The organism is Streptomyces sp. NBC_01450 (assembly GCF_036227505.1).
Classification (GTDB): domain Bacteria; phylum Actinomycetota; class Actinomycetes; order Streptomycetales; family Streptomycetaceae; genus Streptomyces.
Genome location: NZ_CP109480.1, coordinates 1,253,594 through 1,270,003 on the forward strand (window position 1 = coordinate 1,253,594; position 16,410 = coordinate 1,270,003).

The 16,410-nt window shown below is 71.8% G+C and carries 18 protein-coding genes; 9 read left to right on the plus strand and 9 right to left on the minus strand.

The window, feature by feature from the left end:
• Nucleotides 1–91 precede the first annotated feature (91 nt).
• From urtB to urtE, 4 genes are read left to right on the plus strand one after another with little or no spacing between them, the layout of a single operon-like run.
• Complete coding sequence (gene urtB / locus OG568_RS05630) at nucleotides 92–988, plus strand: urea ABC transporter permease subunit UrtB (protein WP_266425181.1); 897 nt, start codon at nucleotides 92–94, stop codon at nucleotides 986–988.
• Nucleotides 985–2,100 carry an urea ABC transporter permease subunit UrtC gene (gene urtC, locus OG568_RS05635; protein WP_329530557.1) on the plus strand — a complete coding sequence of 372 codons (1,116 nt, stop codon included), beginning with the start codon at nucleotides 985–987 and terminating at the stop codon, nucleotides 2,098–2,100. Before urtB ends, urtC begins: the two co-directional genes overlap by 4 nt.
• Nucleotides 2,097–2,918, plus strand: coding sequence for an urea ABC transporter ATP-binding protein UrtD (urtD, locus tag OG568_RS05640; protein WP_329530558.1), 822 nt, complete (start codon nucleotides 2,097–2,099; stop codon nucleotides 2,916–2,918). The genes urtC and urtD overlap by 4 nt, the downstream gene beginning before the upstream one ends.
• A 4-nt stretch (nucleotides 2,919–2,922) precedes the next feature.
• Complete coding sequence (gene urtE / locus OG568_RS05645; protein ID WP_329536268.1) at nucleotides 2,923–3,615, plus strand: urea ABC transporter ATP-binding subunit UrtE; 693 nt, start codon at nucleotides 2,923–2,925, stop codon at nucleotides 3,613–3,615.
• Nucleotides 3,616–3,677: 62 nt separating this feature from the next.
• Here the strand turns inward: urtE and OG568_RS05650 are convergent, their stop codons facing one another.
• Both OG568_RS05650 and OG568_RS05655 read right to left on the minus strand, forming a co-directional pair.
• Complete coding sequence (locus OG568_RS05650; protein ID WP_329530559.1) at nucleotides 3,678–4,868, minus strand: RNA polymerase sigma factor; 1,191 nt, start codon at nucleotides 4,866–4,868, stop codon at nucleotides 3,678–3,680.
• Complete coding sequence (locus OG568_RS05655) at nucleotides 4,865–5,221, minus strand: YciI family protein (RefSeq protein ID WP_266589165.1); 357 nt, start codon at nucleotides 5,219–5,221, stop codon at nucleotides 4,865–4,867. Before OG568_RS05655 ends, OG568_RS05650 begins: the two co-directional genes overlap by 4 nt.
• Nucleotides 5,222–5,339: 118 nt before the next feature.
• Between OG568_RS05655 and OG568_RS05660 the strand changes: the two genes are divergently transcribed.
• Complete coding sequence (locus tag OG568_RS05660) at nucleotides 5,340–6,395, plus strand: acyl-CoA dehydrogenase family protein (protein WP_329530560.1); 1,056 nt, start codon at nucleotides 5,340–5,342, stop codon at nucleotides 6,393–6,395.
• Here OG568_RS05660 and OG568_RS05665 read toward each other — a convergent pair.
• The 5 genes from OG568_RS05665 to OG568_RS61280 form a co-directional block, all read right to left on the minus strand.
• A complete protein-coding gene (locus OG568_RS05665; protein ID WP_329530561.1) occupies nucleotides 6,385–7,527 on the minus strand; it encodes an LLM class flavin-dependent oxidoreductase in 1,143 nt (380 codons plus the stop codon). The two genes, OG568_RS05660 and OG568_RS05665, sit on opposite strands and share 11 nt — an antisense overlap.
• A gap of 43 nt (nucleotides 7,528–7,570) precedes the next feature.
• Nucleotides 7,571–8,755 (minus strand): SfnB family sulfur acquisition oxidoreductase, encoded by a 1,185-nt coding sequence (locus tag OG568_RS05670; protein ID WP_329530562.1) that lies wholly within the window; start codon nucleotides 8,753–8,755, stop codon nucleotides 7,571–7,573.
• A 4-nt stretch (nucleotides 8,756–8,759) separates the two neighbouring features.
• Complete coding sequence (gene ssuE / locus OG568_RS05675) at nucleotides 8,760–9,314, minus strand: NADPH-dependent FMN reductase (protein WP_329530563.1); 555 nt, start codon at nucleotides 9,312–9,314, stop codon at nucleotides 8,760–8,762.
• Nucleotides 9,315–9,360: 46 nt separating this feature from the next.
• Nucleotides 9,361–9,558, minus strand: coding sequence for a hypothetical protein (locus OG568_RS05680; RefSeq protein ID WP_329536659.1), 198 nt, complete (start codon nucleotides 9,556–9,558; stop codon nucleotides 9,361–9,363).
• Between the two features lie 156 nt (nucleotides 9,559–9,714).
• Nucleotides 9,715–9,798, minus strand: coding sequence for a putative leader peptide (locus OG568_RS61280; protein ID WP_351305882.1), 84 nt, complete (start codon nucleotides 9,796–9,798; stop codon nucleotides 9,715–9,717).
• A 137-nt stretch (nucleotides 9,799–9,935) separates the two neighbouring features.
• On the opposite strand from OG568_RS61280, the gene OG568_RS05685 reads away from it, so the two are divergent.
• A complete protein-coding gene (locus tag OG568_RS05685; RefSeq protein WP_329530564.1) occupies nucleotides 9,936–10,862 on the plus strand; it encodes a LysR family transcriptional regulator in 927 nt (308 codons plus the stop codon).
• Between the two features lie 10 nt (nucleotides 10,863–10,872).
• On the opposite strand, the gene OG568_RS05690 is transcribed toward OG568_RS05685, so the two are convergent.
• Nucleotides 10,873–11,043: a hypothetical protein gene (locus OG568_RS05690; protein WP_159055310.1), complete on the minus strand. Its 171-nt coding sequence runs from the start codon at nucleotides 11,041–11,043 to the stop codon at nucleotides 10,873–10,875.
• A gap of 170 nt (nucleotides 11,044–11,213) precedes the next feature.
• Here OG568_RS05690 and OG568_RS05695 point away from each other — a divergent pair, with 170 nt between their 5' ends.
• The 3 genes from OG568_RS05695 to OG568_RS05705 all read left to right on the plus strand — a co-directional run bounded on the left by OG568_RS05695 (nucleotide 11,214) and on the right by OG568_RS05705 (nucleotide 15,229).
• Nucleotides 11,214–12,749 carry an SDR family oxidoreductase gene (locus OG568_RS05695; protein ID WP_329530565.1) on the plus strand — a complete coding sequence of 512 codons (1,536 nt, stop codon included), beginning with the start codon at nucleotides 11,214–11,216 and terminating at the stop codon, nucleotides 12,747–12,749.
• A 117-nt stretch (nucleotides 12,750–12,866) separates the two neighbouring features.
• Nucleotides 12,867–14,240 (plus strand): cryptochrome/photolyase family protein, encoded by a 1,374-nt coding sequence (locus OG568_RS05700; RefSeq protein WP_329530566.1) that lies wholly within the window; start codon nucleotides 12,867–12,869, stop codon nucleotides 14,238–14,240.
• A gap of 266 nt (nucleotides 14,241–14,506) precedes the next feature.
• Entirely contained in the window at nucleotides 14,507–15,229 is a 723-nt protein-coding gene (locus OG568_RS05705) for a DUF4142 domain-containing protein (protein WP_329530567.1), read from the plus strand.
• Between the two features lie 31 nt (nucleotides 15,230–15,260).
• Here OG568_RS05705 and OG568_RS05710 read toward each other — a convergent pair whose 3' ends face one another.
• Entirely contained in the window at nucleotides 15,261–16,292 is a 1,032-nt protein-coding gene (locus OG568_RS05710) for a MerR family transcriptional regulator (RefSeq protein ID WP_329530568.1), read from the minus strand.
• Nucleotides 16,293–16,410: the final 118 nt, after the last annotated feature.

A 16,410-nucleotide genomic window follows, 5' to 3' on the forward strand; every position in this document is an offset into this window, starting at 1 on the left:
GCCCGTCGCACGGGGGCCTCGGCCACCACGGACCTCGTCCATGACGAGAGGCCCCCGTGTGTCCCGTGTCCCGTCTCCCCGGAGCCGCCCCATGACCGTGATCCTCGGGCAGATGTTCACCGGTGTCAGCATCGGTGCCGTCCTGCTGCTCATCGCGCTCGGCCTGTCGCTCACCTTCGGCCAGATGAACGTCATCAACATGGCCCACGGCGAGTTCATCATGGCCGGCGCCTACACCACGTACGTCCTCCAGAAGTCCATCACCGGCGCGGGCCTCTCACTGATCGTCGCGCTGCCCGTCGCCTTCCTCGTCTCGGGCGCCCTGGGCGCACTGCTCGAATGGCTGCTCATCCGCCGGCTCTATCTGCGTCCCCTGGACACCCTGCTGGTCACCTGGGGTGTCTCGCTGATGCTCCAGCAGCTCGCCCGGGACATCTTCGGCGCGCCCAATGTGCAGACCCGCGCGCCGGACGTCCTGACCGGGAACATCACCGTCATCGGCGGTGATGATCCGCTCACCTTCGCGAGCAGCCGTCTGTTCATCCTGGGGCTGGCGATCGCGGCGGTGGTCGCACTGTCGCTCACGCTGCGGCTGACCCCGCTGGGGCGGCGTATCCGCGCCGTCGTGCAGAACCGGGACCTCGCCGAGGTGTCCGGCATCTCCACCGGCCGCGTCGACCGCACCGCGTTCTTCATCGGTTCGGGCCTCGCCGGGATCGCCGGGGTCGCGCTGACACTCGTCGGTCCGATCGGGCCCACGATGGGCACCAACGTCATCATCGACGCCTTCCTCGTGATCGTGGTGGGCGGCATCGGACAGCTCAAGGGCAGCGTCATCGTCGCCTTCGTGCTGGGAGTGCTGCAGTCCGTGCTGGAGTACTCGACCACGGTCAGCGTCGCGAAGGTGCTGGTCCTCGTGGCCATCGTCGCGTTCCTGCAGTGGCGGCCCCAGGGCCTGTACACGGTGCGGACGAGGAGTCTCGTATGACGACCACCACTCCTGCGGCTCCGCCGGTGCGGCAACTCCCGGCAACGAACGGCCGGTTGACCGCCCTACGCCCCGCGGCCGGTTTCGCCGCGGCCGCCGTCGTGCTGTTCGCCGTGGCCCCGCTCGCGCTCTCCGACTTCCGCCTCGGGCTGCTCGCCAAGTACCTGTGCACCGCGATCGTCGCGGTCGGCATCTGCCTGGCCTGGGGGCGCGGCGGACTGCTGACGCTCGGGCAGGGCGTGTTCTTCGGGCTCGGCGGCTACGCCATGGCGATGCATCTGAAGATCGCGGACGCCGGCCCCGGCCAGGTCCCCGACTTCATGCAGCTGTACGGCACCGCGACCGAACTCCCGTGGTGGTGGCGGCCGTTCGCCAACCCGGTCTTCGCGCTCGCCGCGACCGTCGTGCTGCCGATGGCCGTCGCGGCGATCCTCGGCTCGTTCATCTTCCGCCGCCGGGTCAAGGGCGCGTACTTCGCGATCCTCAGCCAGGCCCTCGCCGCGGCCTTCGCGATCTGGCTGGTCGGCCAGCAGGCCACCACCGGCGGCACCAACGGACTCACCGACATCCAGGGCTTCTTCGGCTACGACCTCGACGACCCGGTCAACCAGCGGATGGTGTACTTCGTCATCGCGGCCGTCCTGCTGCTCCTGATCGCCCTGGTCCGCCAGCTCATCCACAGCCGGTACGGCGAACTCCTGGTCGCCGTACGGGACTCGGAGGAGCGGGTGCGCTTCCTCGGGTACGACCCGGCGAACGTGAAGCTCGTCGCGTACGTCGTCGCGGCGGGCACGGCCGGACTCGCGGGCGCGCTGTTCGTGCCCGCGGTGGGCATCATCTCCCCCGCGCTGATCGGAATCGTGCCGTCCATCGAACTCGTCATCGGCGCCGCGGTCGGCGGCCGGGCGAGCCTGGTGGGCGCGGTGCTCGGCGCGATCGCGGTCGCCTGGGCCAGGACCGCGCTGTCCGAGGAGTTCCCCGCGGCCTGGACCTACTTCCAGGGACTGCTGTTCATCGTGGCCCTGGCCTTCCTGCCGGGCGGCCTCGCCTCACTGGTGGGGATCGTCCGGCGGCGCAGGGCGAGCGGGGCGTCGGAGGGAGAAGCGGCATGACGGATCCGACGACCACCGAGCCCGGGCCGGGGACCAGGCTCCGCAGCCTGGAGATACGGGGACTGCGCGTGTCCTTCGACGGTTTCACAGCCGTCGACGGAGTGGACCTCGACGTCGGCCCCGGCGATCTGCGCTTCCTCATCGGACCGAACGGCGCGGGCAAGACGACCCTGGTCGACGCCGTCACCGGCCTCGTGAAGGCGGAGGGGTCGGTGCGCTTCGCAGGCGAGGACCTCCTCGGCCGCAGTGTGCACCGGATCGCCCGCTCGGGAATCGGCCGCACCTTCCAGACGGCCACCGTCTTCGAGGAGTTGACGGTCCTGCAGAACCTGGACATCGCGGCGGGCGCGGGCCGCGGCATGCTCACCATGCTGCGGCGCCGCAAGGGTGTGCCGCAGGCCGTCGCGCGCGCCCTGGAGACGGTGGGCCTGACGGACGTCACCGACAGCCTCGCCGGGACCCTCGCGCACGGCCGGAAACAGTGGCTGGAGATCGGCATGCTGCTCGTCCAGGACGTCCGGCTGCTGCTGCTCGACGAGCCCGTGGCCGGCATGAGCCACGACGAACGGCAGGCCACCGGCGAGCTGTTGCGGCGCATCAGCCAGGAGCGGACGGTGGTCGTCATCGAGCACGACATGGACTTCATGCGCTCCTTCGCGCGCAGCGTCAGCGTGCTGCACGCGGGCAGGGTGCTCAGCGAGGGGACGGTGGCCGAGGTACAGGCGGATCCCAAGGTGCAGGAGGTCTACCTCGGGCACGCGGCCACCGGGGACGCCACGACGAGGATGCCCGAACCGACCGCCGTACAGGAGGCCTGACGTGATGCTGGAGATCGACGACGTACGCGTCGGCTACCACCGCGGTACCGTCCTGCACGGCGTCCGCGTCGAGGTCCCGCGCGACGGAGTGGCGGCCGTGCTCGGACACAACGGCGCGGGCAAGAGCACCCTGCTGCGCGCCGCCGTCGGACTGCTCACCCCGCAGAGCGGCCACGTCCGTCTCGACGGCGAGGACATCACCCGCCGCAAGCCGCACGAGCGGGTGGCGCGCGGCATGGCGTACGTCCCCCAGGGCCAGCAGGCCTTCCCGCACCTCACGACCGCCGAGAACCTCCAGCTGGTCGCGGACGGGCGCAGGCGCGGCAAGGCGGCGATCGCCGAGGCGCTGGACCTGTTCCCGGCGCTGCGGACCCTGTCGAACCGTCGGGCCGGGCTGCTCTCGGGCGGCCAGCGGCAGCAGCTTTCCCTCGCCCGCGCCCTGGTGACGGACCCCCGGATCCTCCTCCTCGACGAACCCACGGAGGGCATCCAGCCGTCCGTCGTCGCCGAGATCGAGGAGACGATCCTCGCCCTGGCCGCCCGTGGCGGGCTGTCGGTCCTGCTGGTCGAGCAGCACGTCGGCTTCGCAATGCGGGCGGCGCAGCGGTACTACGTCCTGGAGGCGGGCCGGGTCACCTCGTCCGGCGAGGGCGGGCAGGAGGCCGAGCGGTCGGTACGGGAGGCGCTCAGCGTGTGAGCGCGGGCGTCTCCCGGCTCGTACGGGCGCGCGGCTCAGCCGGGCCCGCGCGGTGCTCGGCTTCACAGGAGTGCCGCGCGGGCCCGTTCGAGGTAGGCGCGCTCCGGTGCGCTGTCGGTCAGCGCGATGGCCGCCTCGTACGCCCGTACGGCCTCGGCGCTCCTGCCGAGGCGGCGCAGCAGATCCGCTCGTACGGCGTGGAAGGCGTGGTAGCCGTCCAGGTCGACCGCGTCGACGAGGGCGAGCGCCTGCTCCGCGCCGTCGACCTCGGCGACGGCGACGGCCCGGTTGAGGGCGACCACCGGGCTCGGGGCGAGCGCGGCCAGCTGGTCGTAGAGCTGGAGGATCTGGCCCCAGTCCGTGGCGGCCGCGGTCGGGGCGTCGCTGTGCACGGCGTTGACCGCGGCCTGGATCTGGTAGGGGCCCGGCCGGTCGCGGCGCAGACAGCGGCGCACGAGGGTCTGTCCCTCGGTGATGAGATCGCGGTCCCACCGGGAGCGGTCCTGGTCGGGGAGGAGGACCAGGTCGCCGTCCGGTGTGGTGCGGGCCGGCCGGCGCGACTCGACGAGGAGCATCAGCGCGAGCAGGCCGAGCGCCTCGGGCTCGTCCGGCATCAGCTCGACGAGGAGTCGCCCGAGCCGGACGGCCTCCGCGCACAGGTCCGCCCGGCCGCCGTACCCCTCGTTGAAGATGAGGTAGACGACCGCGAGCACTCCCTTGACGCGGTCCGGGAGGTCCGCGTCGCGCGGGATGCGGTACGGGATGCGGGCGTCGCGGATCTTGGCCTTGGCCCGGACAAGCCGCTGGGCCATCGTGGGCTCGGGGACGAGGAAGGCGCGGGCGATCTGTGGGGTGGTGAGGCCGCCGAGCAGGCGCAGGGTGAGCGCGACCTGAGCCTGCGTGGCGAGCGCGGGATGACAGCAGGTGAAGATCAGGCGGAGCCGGTCGTCGCGCACGGGGCCCTCCTCGGCCGGTTCGTCCCGCGCGTAGAGCCGGTCGGCCTCGGCGTGCCGGGCCTCGCGCGTGGACTCGCGACGCAACCGGTCGACGGCGCGGTTGCGTGCGGTGGTGATGATCCACCCGGCCGGGCTCGGTGGGATGCCCGACTCCGGCCACTTCACCAGAGCGGTGGTGAAGGCGTCCTGGACCGCTTCCTCGGCGAGGTCGATGTCGCCGAGGAAGCGGACGAGGACGGCGACCGCGCGGCCGTATTCGGCGCGGAACACGGCCTCGATGTCGGCGTTCGGGGTCATCCGTCCTCGGCTTCGCCCATGAAGGGCCGCACCTCGATGGGGAGCGTGGTCGCCACCGTCGCCTTGCGGCCCCATTCCAGCGCCGCGTCGAGGTCGGGAGCCTTGATCAGGCAGATCCCGCCCAGGTACTCCTTGCTCTCGGTGTACGGGCCGTCGGTGACGAGCACGTCGCCGTCCTTGGCGCGTACCACGGTGGCCGTCTCCGGTCCGTGCAGTCCCCCGGCGAACACCCACGCCCCGGCCTCGCGCAGCTCCGCGTGGAAGACGTCGAGATTGTGCATGATCTCCTTCAGGATCTCGGGCGCGGGCGGCTCGCCGGACGGCTGCATGACGCTCAGCAGGTAGTACTTCATGATGTGTGCTCCTCGGCCGTGTCGTTCTCGGCTCGTTCTCGGGCGGTCTTGCACTGACTACACGAACGGGAGACGGCCGGATCGACACACGACACGACGACGGCGGGAGATTTCTTCGATGACCACCGCACCGCATCCCCTCGTCACCGCGGCCGGACGGCTGGCGGCCGAGGTGCTGGCCCCGCGGGCGGAGCGCGTGGACCAGGAGGGCGTGCCGACCGACAGCATCGAGGCGGTCAAACGGTCGGGGCTGCTCGGGGTGAACGCGCCGGCGTCCTACGGCGGGTCGGCCGCGCCCGCCGCGGTGGTCCGGGAGACCTCCGAGATCCTGGCCGGGGCGTGCTGTTCCACCTGGTTCGTGCAGACCCAGCACCACACTCCGGTCATGACTCTGACGAAGGGCGAACTCGCTGCGCGGGAACGGTTGTTGGGCCCACTGGCGCGGGGTGAGCTGCTGTCCGGGGTCGCGTACGCGCAGCTTCGGGCCTACCCGCGGATCCCCGTCCGGGTCACCCGCGCGCGTGGCGGCTGGCGCTTCGACGGGACGGTCCCCTGGTACACGGGCTGGGGACTGAACGACGTGATGCTGCTCGCCGGGGTGACGGACGCGGACGAGGCGCTGTTCGCGTTCACCGAGGCGCGTGAGCAGCCCGGACTGCGCCCTTCGCCGCCGATGCGGCTGGCGGCGCTCACCGCCTCGCGCACGGTGTCCCTGGAGCTGGACGGGCTGTGGCTCCCGGACGAGGCCGTGGCCCTGCGCACGCCGTACGAGTCCTGGGCGGTCACCGATCGCCCCAAGAACACCAACGCCTCACCGGCCGTCTTCGGGGTCACCGCGTCGGCGCTCGACCTGTTGGAGGGCGATCCCGCGGGGAAGGAGACCGGGCAGGTGCTCCGCGCCCGCCTCGACGAGGTCAGGCGACAGGCGTACGAGCTCGCCGACCACCCGGTGCCCACCGAGCGGATCGAGGAGCGGCTGGCGGTCAAGACGCGGGCGTACGACCTCATGCGCGCCGCGACGACCGCGGCGGTCGTGGCCGGTGGCGGGCGCGCGATGGCCCTGGGCAGCCCGGCGCAGCGGCTGGCACGCGAGGGGATGTTCCTGCTGGTGCAGGGGCAGACCGCCCAGGTGCGCGCCGCTCACCTCGGTGCGCTCGGATCGCTCAGCTCGTGAAGGGCACCTGCGCGGCGGGGGCGGGCGTCGGTGCGAACGGGTGCCGCCACAGTCCCCGCGCGGCCAGGCGCGGCAGGACGCCCTCGCCGAACCAGTACGCCTCCTCCAGGTGCGGGTAGCCGGAGAGGACGAACTCGTCGATGCCGAGGGCGTGGTACTCCTTGATCCGCTCGGCGACCTCGTCGTGGCTGCCGACCAGGGCGGTGCCCGCGCCGCCGCGGACGAGGCCGATACCGGCCCACAGGTTGGGGTGGATCTCCAGATCCTCGCGGTTGCCGCCGTGGAGGGCGAGCATGCGCTGCTGGCCCTCCGACTCGCTGCGGGCAAGGCCTGCCTGGACGGACTTCACGGTGTCCGGGTCGAAGCCGTCCAGGAGCTTGTGGGCCTCGGCCCAGGCCTGCTCGGCGGTGTCGCGCGTGATGACGTGCAGCCGGATGCCGAAGCGGACGGTGCGTCCTTCCTTCGCCGCCAGCCGGCGTACCCAGGCGATCTTCTCGGCGACCTGGGCGGGCGGTTCGCCCCAGGTGAGATAGACGTCGACGTGGCGGGCGGCGATCTCGCCCGCGATGGGTGAGGAGCCGCCGAAATAGACCTCGGGGACCGGGTCGGGGACCCGGGCCAGCCTGGCGTCCTCGACCTGGAGGTGCTCACCGGACAGGTCGACGGTCTTGCCGTCCCACAAGTCCCGCACGATCTGGAGGAATTCGCCCGTACGGCGGTAGCGCGCGTCCTTGTCGAGGAAGTCGCCGTAGGCACGCTGCTCGTGGCTCTCGCCCCCCGTGACCACGTTGAGGAGCAGCCGGCCACCGGTCTTCCGCTGGAAGGTGGCCGCCATCTGCGCGGCGAGCGTGGGTGAGACGAAGCCGGGACGGAAGGCGACCAGGAACTTCAGCCGTTCGGTGTGCTGGCTGACCATCGCGGTGGTCAGCCAGGCGTCCTCGCACCAGGCGCCGGTGGGCGTGAGCACGCCGACGAAGCCCAGGTCCTCGGCGGCGCGGGCGATCTGGCTCAGATAGGCGACCGTCGGCGGCCGGTCCCGGCCGGAGGCGGTGGCGGGGGTGCCGTGACCGCCGCCGACGACATGGCGGCTGTCGCCGTTGGTGGGCAGGAACCAGTGGAAGGTGAGGGACACGGCGGCGTTCTCCGATCGCGGGGGGGCGGATGAGCGAGTGGGGTTACAGCAGGCCGTGGCGGGGTGGCTTGATACCCCCCAGTACGTATCGGCCGATGTGCTGGATCTTCCAGCGGGCCGGGTCGTGCAGGGTGTGGGTGCGGGCGTCGCGCCAATGCCGGTGCAGATTGAGGGCGTTCAGGGCCGAACGGGTGCCGGACAGCTCGAAGAGGGCGCCCGCCACCTCCACGGCGGTGGCGGAGGTGTGCACCTTCGCGGCGGCCACCGCGATGGACGCCTCGGCCGCCGAGTCCTCGGTCAGCTCGTCGCGGGCCACGTCGACCGTGCGTGCCGCGACGCCCAGCAGCGCCTCGGACGCCCTTACCTGGACGGCGAGTTCACCGAAGCGCTGGATGAGGAGCGGGTCCTCGGCCGCCGTGTCGAAGCCGCTCTCGAACCAGGGCCTGCTCTTGGTGCGGACGAACTCGGCGGCCTCGGCCAGTGCGCCCGCGGCGACCCCGGCGTCGATGGCGGCGTGCAGCAACTGGGCCACCGCCCCATGGAGTTGAGGGCCTTGGAAGGTGAGGTGGTGCGGGACGACACGGTCGGCGGACACGCGTACGGCGTCGAGTCGGACGGTGCCGCCGGCCGTCGTACGCTGGCCCATACCGTCCCAGTCGTCGACGACCGTGACCCCGTGGGCGTCGCGGGGGACGTAGGCGACGTGCAGGTTGTCGTCGACGGCGCGGGCGAGGACGGGGATCCAGTCGGCGAAGAGGGCGCCGGTGGAGTAGTGCTTGACGCCGGTGAGGACGTACGAGCCGTCGGGCCCGGGGTCGAGGCGGGTGCGGATGTCCTGGATGTGTCGGGTGCCCGCCTCCGACTGGGCGTTGCCGAAGCGGCGCCCGGCCAGTACCTCGCCGAAGAAGAAGGCCTGCTGCTCCGGGGTGCCCTGGCGGCGCAGCACGTTCACGTACACGAAGTGGTTCTGCGGGATCTGGGCGATGCTGGCGTCGGCCGTGGCCAGCAGCCGGAAGATCTCCGCGAGGGTTTCCTGCCGTACGTCCGCCCCGCCGTGCTCGGCCGGCACGGTGACGGCGAGCAGCCCGGAGGCGGAGAGCCGATCCAACTCTGCCCGTGGGAGGCGCCGTTCGGAGTCCCGTGCCGAGGCGCCGACGCGGAACTCCTCGGCGAGCGCGGCGGCGACGGCCAGGGCCTCGACGTCGTCGGCGATCACTTTGGCGGACACGGTGTCAGCCCGCCGCGGCCAGCAGGGGCGTACGGCCGAGGGCCGCCGAGAACTGGTCGACCACCTGTGTAAGAGCCTCGGCCGTGGCCGGGGCGACGGTGATGCCGCCGTCCTCGCCCGTGGTGATGTCCTTGTCGAGGGTGAACCAGCCCTGGACGATGTGCGCGGCGCCCATGGAGTTGAGGACCGGGCGCAGGGCGTAGTCGAGGGCGAGGACATGCGCGGTGCTGCCGCCGGTGACGAGCGGCAGCACGGTCTTCCCGGTGAGGGCGTACTGCGGGAGCAGGTCGAGCAGGGCCTTGAGGACGCCGGAGTAGGCGGCCTTGTAGACGGGGGTGGCGATGACCACGCCCTCGGAGCGGGCGAAGAGTTCGGTCGCCTCGACGATGGCGGGGTGCTTGAAGTCGGCGCCGAGCAGGGCCTCGGCGGGGATCGTGCGGACGTCGAGCGGGATCACCTCGTGTCCCTGCGCGGCCAGCCGGGTGTCCAGATGACGCAGGAGCTTCGCGGTGCGGGAGGAGACGGACGGACTGCCGGAGACGGAAAGGACGGTGGCCATGGGGTCCTCTTTCGGGAGCGGGAGCGAGAGCGGAGGTCGGGAGGATTCAGGCGTGTACGGACTCGGGCTCGGACTCGGCCCCGGTGTCCGGCGCTCGTGCTTCCCGCTCACCCAGCCCCCCGTCGGTACGTCGCTCGATCTTGTTGGTGACCTGGCCACCACTGACATGAGGAACCCAGTAGGCGAATTTCACGTGTTCCACGGGATCCATGGGATCCACGGGTTTCACGGGCGCTGCGGACATGCGGAACTCCTGTTGCGAATTTCGGGTACGCCGAATTCACGTGGCGCGTTCAGGGCGGCGCGCGGGATCGCGGAATTCAGGCGGTGCTGTGAGAACGCCGCACACGGCTGTCCGACGACAGCGCTGGGGCCAAGGGGGTGCGGCGGATCCGGGGACTCAGGCCGCGGTGCAACAGGAGGCACTGGAGACGCGCGCGAGATCGACGTGGCGTCGCCGCGTGAGGTCCAGTCGCATCATCATGCCGTCGATCGTGGCAGCCGGCCGTGAGGGCAGTCAAGGAAAACCCGACCGGTCTCGTATCGCGGACCACCGAATTTCACGAACGTGTGACAGGGAAACCCTTGAACGGGCCGTGAAATAGGCCGCATTCTGCTGCCGTGCGGACAGAGCAACTGGAATACATCGCGGCGGTCACCCGGCTCGGCTCGCTGCGCCACGCCGCCGAGGAACTCCACGTCTCCCAACCGGCGTTGAGCGAGACCGTACGAAACCTGGAGCGCGAACTCGGTGTCGATCTGCTGGAGCGCAAGCGGTCCGGCGCACGGATGAGCGCCGAGGGACGGGAGCTGCTGCCCCACATCATCAATGTGCTGGACGCGGTGGACCGGCTGCGCGGCGCGGCCGGGGAGCAGCACCGCATCAGCCGGATGGTCCGCGTCGGCACGGTGAACGCGGCGACGGTGCCGCTGCTCATCCCGACGGTCCGGGAGTTCCGCGCGGCGCATCCGCTGACGCAGGTGGAGGTGGTCGGCGCCCAGCAGACGGAGATCCACCGGGCCCTGTCGGAAGGCGGCTTCGACCTGGGCCTGGTGAACCATCTCGACGGCGACGACCTGCCCGCCGACTTCGAGACCACCGAACTGCTGCGCGGCCGCCCCGTGTTGTGCCTGCGTCCGGACAGCCCGCTGGCCTCACTGGACGCGGTGTCGGCGACCGACCTGCTGGACGGACGCGAGCCGCTGATCGCCATGCGGTCCGGGTACGTCATGCACCGCTATCTCCACCGGCTCCTGGAGGGCCGCGGCCCGGTCCTCTCGTACACGACCGACGGCGCCGAGATGGGCAAGCTCATGGTCGCCGAGGGGCTGGGAGCGACGGTCCTGCCCGATTTCAGTGTCATCGGGGATCCCCTCGAGCGGTGCGGCGCGATCACCCACCGGCCGCTCACGGACGACACGACACGGGTCCTGCTGATGCTGCGGCGCCGCCGGGCGGACTCGGTGCCTCGTGCCGCTCACGACCTGCACGAGGCGTTCGTGCGCAGGGCGGCGGAGCTCGGCGGCCGCCTGTCGGATCGGCCCTGACCGGGATCGTTCAGTCCTCGTCGCCGACCGGCACCACCACGAGGAACGCGTCCGACTTCAGGTCCATCACCACCGTCGCGGGCTGACCCTCGGTGCGGCGCCGGGCCGCGTACTCCTCCGCCGTCCAGGATCCGCGCGGACCTCCCGCGGGAAACCGCTCCAACACCTTCGTGCCCATCACGGCAGACACCTCCAGCTGACCTCGGACTCTCCTGTTGTCCCGCCTGCCCGCGATTCACCCGGACATGTCCGTAAGGACTCCGCCAGGCGCATCCGACCGCCGTGTTCGCGTGGAAGAGACGAGGGAGGGAACTCGGCAAGGGGGTGGCCCGGCGAACGACGGAGGAACCCATGAGCGACGACGATCCCCGCCCCGGCCCGCGCTGTCTGGTCACCGGTGCCACCGGCTACATCGGCGGCCGGCTGGTCCCCGAGTTGCTGGGGGCGGGGCACCGGGTGCGGTGTCTCGCCCGCTCCCCCGCCAAACTGCGCGACTACCCGTGGGTGGGCGACGCGGAGGTGGTGCGCGGCGACGTCACGGACGCCGGTTCGGTCGCCGAAGCCCTGCGCGGTGTCGATGTCGCGTACTACCTCGTGCACGCCCTGGGCACGGGCCATGCCTTCGAGGAGACCGACCGGAAGGCGGCCGGGATCTTCGGCGAACAGGCCCGCGCGGCCGGGGTCCGCAGGATCGTCTACCTGGGCGGCCTGACCCCGGCGGGTGTCCCCCAAGAACGCCTGTCGCCGCACCTCAGGTCGCGCGCCGAGGTCGGCGACATCCTGCTGAAGTCGGGCGTGCCGACCACGGTCCTGCGTGCGGCCGTGATCATCGGCTCCGGCTCGGCCTCCTTCGAGATGCTCCGCTACCTCACCGAACGCCTCCCGGTCATGATCACGCCCAGCTGGGTGCGCACCCGGATCCAGCCGATCGGCGTACGGGACGTGCTGCGCACCCTGGTCGGCAGCGCGCGGATGCCCGCCGAGGTCAACCGCACCTTCGACATCGGCGGTCCCGAGATCCTGACCTATCTGGAGATGATGCAGCGGTACGCCGCCGTGGCCGAGCTGCCGCGCAGGCTGATCCTGCCCGTGCCGGTGCTGACCCCCGGGCTCTCCAGCCACTGGGTCGGACTGGTCACCCCGGTGCCCGCGTCCATCGCCCGCCCGCTCACCGAATCGCTGCGCCACGAGGTCGTCTGCCACGAACACGACATCGTCCGGTACGTCCCCGATCCCCCGGGACGTCCGTTCGGATTCGACGAGGCGGTGTCGCTGGCCCTGCAACGGGTACGGGACGCCCAGGTCACCACCCGGTGGTCGTCGGCCTCCGTGCCCGGCGCGCCCAGTGATCCCCTCCCCACCGACCCCGACTGGGCGGGCGGCAGCCTCTACACCGATCGACGCGAACTGGCCGTGGACGCGCCGCCCGGGGCGCTGTGGCGGGTGATCGAGGGCATCGGCGGTGAGAACGGCTGGTACTCCTTCCCGTCGGCCTGGGCCCTCCGCGGCCGGCTGGACCGGCTGGTGGGCGGTGTCGGACTGCGGCGCGGACGGCGCGACGCCGCCCGGCTGCGCGTGGGCGACTCGCTCGACTTCTGGCGCGTCGAGGACATCGAGCCAGGTCATCTGCTGCGGCTGCGCGCCGAAATGCGGCTACCGGGCCTCGCCTGGCTGGAGATGTACGCCGAGGCCGGCGCCGGGGGCCGGTCCCGCTACCGGCAACGGGCCCTGTTCCATCCGCACGGCCTGCTGGGACAGGCCTACTGGTGGAGCATCTCGCCCTTCCACGCCCTCGTGTTCGGCGGCATGGCCCGCAACATCGCCAAGGCGGCGGCCAAGGCCGACGTACCGGCGAAGGCACGGCAGCCCGCCGTGCCGTCCCGCTGAGTCCCGCGCCCCTCGCCGATGCCCGCATCCGCCGGGGACCTCCGGCCCGAAGCAGTCATGGCGGCACTCGTCGCCGCCCTGTCACAACACCGTGTCCCCCTGTCCCGGAGTCACACCATGAACGTCTCGGTCGTCCTGTTCACCTCGGACCTGCGCCTGCACGACCATCCAGCGCTGCGCGCGGCACTGGACGGCTCGGCCGCGCTCGTACCCCTGTTCGTACGCGACGACGCCGTCGCCGTCGCGGGCTTCACGGCACCCAACCGGATGGCGTTCCTCGCGGACTGTCTGGCGGACCTGGACTCCGGACTGCGGGCGCGCGGCGGCCGTCTCGTGGTGCGCTCCGGCGATGTCGTCGCACAGGTGTGCAAGGTGGTCGCCGAGGCGGAAGCCGACGAGGTACACATGGCCGCGGGGGTCAGTGGCTACGCCCGCCGCCGCGAGGAGCGGCTGCGCGCGGCCCTGGAGGGCGAGGGGTGCCGGCTGCACGTTCACGACACCGTGATCACCGCGCTCGCGCCCGGCGCCGTCACTCCGTCCACCTCGGACCACTTCGCCGTGTTCACACCGTACTTCCGGCACTGGTCGCGGGAGCCGCTGCGGGACCCCGTCGCCGCCCCCCGGGCGATCCGGGTGCCGGACGGCGTCGGCTCGGAGGGAACCCCCTCCCGCACGGGCCTGTCCGGGCTGTCGGAAGGGCTGGCGCGCGGCGGCGAGTCGGAAGGCAGGAAGCGGCTCACGGCCTGGTTGCGCTCGGACATCGCCTCGTACGAGGACGGTCACGACGACCTGTCGGGCGACGCCACCTCCCGGCTCTCACCCCATTTGCACTTCGGCACCCTCTCCCCGGTCGAACTCGTCCACCGGGCGCGCGCGGCGGGCGGCCCGGGCGCCGAGGCGTTCGTACGGCAACTGGCCTGGCGTGACTTCCACCACCAGGTGCTCGCCGCGCGGCCGGACGCGGCCGTCGCCGACTACCGCACCAAGCGCGACCGTTGGCGCTCGGGAAGGACGGCGCACGAGGACGTCAAGGCGTGGAAGAAGGGACGCACCGGCTATCCGGTCGTCGACGCGGCGATGCGCCAACTGCGGTACGAGGGCTGGATGCACAACCGGGCTCGGCTGCTGGCCGCGAGCTTCCTCACCAAGACGCTGTACGTGGACTGGCGGGTGGGGGCCCGGCACTTCCTGGACCTGCTGGTGGACGGCGATGTCGCGAACAACCAGCTCAACTGGCAGTGGATGGCCGGAACGGGCACGGACTCGCGGCCGGGCCGCGTCCTCAATCCGGTGAAGCAGGCCAAACGGTACGACCCGGACGGGGAGTACGTCCGTCGCTGGCTGCCGGAGCTGGCGGGGCTCGCGGGCGGCGCCGTGCACGAACCCTGGAAACTCCAGGGCCTGGAGCGCGCCGCATACGACTACCCGGACCCCATCGTCGAACTCTCCGATGGTCTCGCCCGGTTCAGGGCCGCTCGCGATCGCGGCTGAACGACATGACTACCTCGCGGCATCACCGCTGAGCAGCTTCACCGCTGAGAGGTTTCACGGCTGAGAGGTTTCACAGCTCAGCCGTTCACGGCTGCGCGGGCCGGAGGAATCTCCAGGCACAGGCTTTACTGTCCCTAAAGATTCCTCCGGCCCGCGCAGCCGTATAGGTGGTCGTCCGAAACACCCGTACCGGATCCACGCACCGGATCCACCGAGCGGCCCGCCGGAGCGCCAGACTCCGGGACGCCGCCCCGCCAGGAGGCTCAATGCGTATTGCACGAACCGCAGGAACCGTCTTCGTGGCAGGTGCGTTGGTCATGACTCTCGCCGCGCTCGCGTACCCCAGCATGCTCGGACTGCAGACCACGGCCGCTGATCAGGGCCGCGTCATCGAAAACACCTCGACGGGCCCGGTGACCGAGGCCGACCGCGACTTCGTCGTCAAGGTGCGGGCGGCCGGCCTGTGGGAGTACCCCGTGGGGATGCTGGGTCTGCAGAAGGGCACCACCCCGGCGGTCAGGACCGCCGGTGACCACCTGGTCAAGGGCCATGCCGCGCTGGACGACACCGACCGCAAGGTCGCCGCCACACTCGGCATCACCATCCCCAACAAGCCGTCTCCTCAGCAGCAGGGCTTCGTGTCGACGCTGAGCGGAGAAACCGGCAAGCAGTTCGACACCGACTTCGCCAACATCCTGCGGATGACCCACGGTTCGATCTTCAACACCGTCGCCAAGATCCGGTCCACCACCAAGAACTCGCTGGTCCGCCAGCTGGCCGACCAGGCCAACGTCACGGTGCTTGACCACATCACGGTGATGGAGAAGACCGGGCTGGTCAACTTCGACCAGACGCTGTTCCAGCAGACCAGCCCGCCGAAGCTGCCCGCCTCCGATCTCACGCCGCCCGCGCCCGCGCCGGGTGAGCCGACCGCCGTGCTCACCCCGCCCGCCGGCAGCTCCCCGTCGCCCACCGGGACGGTCGGCTGAGCCGCACCCCGGCCCACCGGCGCCCGGACGGTCAGCTCCGGGCGACCGGGCTGGGCGGGCCGTACAGGCTCGAGAGGGTTCCGAGGGCATCCCGTAGCCCGGGCGGGCGGAGCATCCCCCGCGCCGGGCGGCCCGCCCAGCCCGGTCCGCCGAGCAGCACGGCGGGATGACCACGGGCCCCCTTGACGCCCCACTGGGTGCCCGCGACATGCCGGGCCAGGGGCAGGTCCGCCGTCGAACGCGTCTGGGCCCACAGCAGGACGGCCGACGGGCCGAGCCGTCGTACGGCCGCGGTCAACGCCTCAGTGGGGACCGCGGCGCCGAACATCCGGGTCGGCACGCCGAGTTCGACAAGACCCGCGTGCAGCGCCTCCAGCGCCAGGCTGTGCTGTTCCCCCGGGACGCATGCCAGCACCACCGGTCCCGCTCCGGCGGCCGGAGCTCCCGCGGGGCCGACCGGCTCGGCGGCACGGTGCAGGGCGCGTGAGATGTGCCAGGACAGCAGGTGTTCCACCTCCACGTAACGGTCGCCGGAGGACTCCCACTTGCGTCCGACCGCGTGCAGAGTCGGCACCATCACCTCGTCCCAGGCGAGGACCACGCCGTGGCGCGCCACGAGCGAGGCCAGTTGGTCGCCCACGGCGGGCGCGTCGAGGCGCACCGCGGCGCGCGCGAGGCCCCTGCACTCATGACGGACGTCACCGAGCGGCAGCGCACCGGCCGCCTGCGAACGGTGCCCACCGGGCTGATCGCCTCCCCCGGCCCGCTCGGGCCCGGGCCGAATCCGCCCTTCACCCTCCCGGACGGTCCGGGCCGCCTCGGCGGGCGGCACCCCGGCCGAGGTCAGGCGGCACATCTCCTCGAGCATCGCCACGTCCCGCGGCGTCCAGCGGCGGTGCCGCCCGGCGGAACGGACCGCGGGCCCCAAGCCGTACCTCCGGTCCCAGGAACGCAGGGTCGTGGGCGACACCCCGAGGCGGCGGGCCAGCGAACCCGTCGTGACGCCCGCCTCGACGGACCGCGCGGCCGTCTCCCGCCGCTGTGCCGGTTGGTTCTCGCCCATACGGCGACCATACGACGCACAAACGATGCGAGTTGTCGCCATATGCCTCGGTTCACACGATGGGGATCACCGGGCGCGTCACGGGAGGCGCCCGGCGACCGGGAGCCCGCCCGAACCG